The sequence below is a fragment of the Oleiphilus sp. HI0061 genome, assembly GCF_001635675.1.
The window spans coordinates 1-718 of record NZ_LWFE01000573.1 but is presented as its reverse complement, the minus strand read 5'-3'; the positions used below and the strand labels follow the sequence as shown (position 1 = coordinate 718).

2 protein-coding genes are annotated in these 718 nt (G+C 42.3%); both read right to left on the bottom strand.

All coding sequences use genetic code 11. The annotated features are described in order from the left end of the window. Positions 1–233: 233 nt before the first annotated feature. Positions 234–320 (bottom strand): hypothetical protein, encoded by an 87-nt coding sequence (locus A3735_RS32495; protein ID WP_368664562.1) that lies wholly within the window; start codon positions 318–320, stop codon positions 234–236. A 9-nt stretch (positions 321–329) separates the two neighbouring features. Beyond that, a partial coding sequence (locus A3735_RS30460) for a hypothetical protein (RefSeq protein ID WP_197485740.1) occupies positions 330–718 on the bottom strand: 389 nt, incomplete at its 5' end.

Sequence of the window (718 nt, the reverse complement as noted above, 5' to 3'; positions counted from 1 at the left end):
TATGCTGCTATTCGTGATGCAAATCTGATCAAAATTGTACGAGAAAGGAAGGCTCGGTATATGTATTCCAGTGACTAAAACCCAAACCACATACTTTACCTATTTGTCGTTCCGTGAACCGTTAAGGTGAGGTGTTTCTAAGCAGTTTTATCTTTTGAAACTATTATTTGCGTATACTTAACAATACAGAAATGGTGAATTTATATTCAAATATGGTTTGACTTTGTTTTGCATTAATAAAACCAATACTTGAGCAGCACGCCTTGTGGTGTATCTCGCCATTGCCGTGTGACAAGGAAGCCTTGTATCGAATCACTCATGTAAGAGGCTTAATGAACCAAGTCATTCAGTCGGCGTTCTGTGATGATCAGGGAGATCATTTTCTTCATTTTGTCTCTAACAATCTCGGCTTCTTTATGGAGTTGCTGATTGCGCTGCTCCTTATTGTCGCTCAGTGTTTTCAAGCTTAGGCTTGGCTGGTACCGTGCAAAGCTCATATACAGCTTGGGAATCTTCTTTTTGACCGGCTTGGGAATACTAAGTGTTCTTGAATGCTTAATCGTCTCGTGCATATGTTGAGGAAGCCACTTGAATAGAGGCTCTAAGCGTCGGTCTAACTTAATTGGCATGGCCCAGCGATCAGAGCCGTGATGGACGGCGATTAAAACCGGGCACTGGTTAACGAGTGCCAGCTCAATAAAGCGAGGGCTGAGAAAAG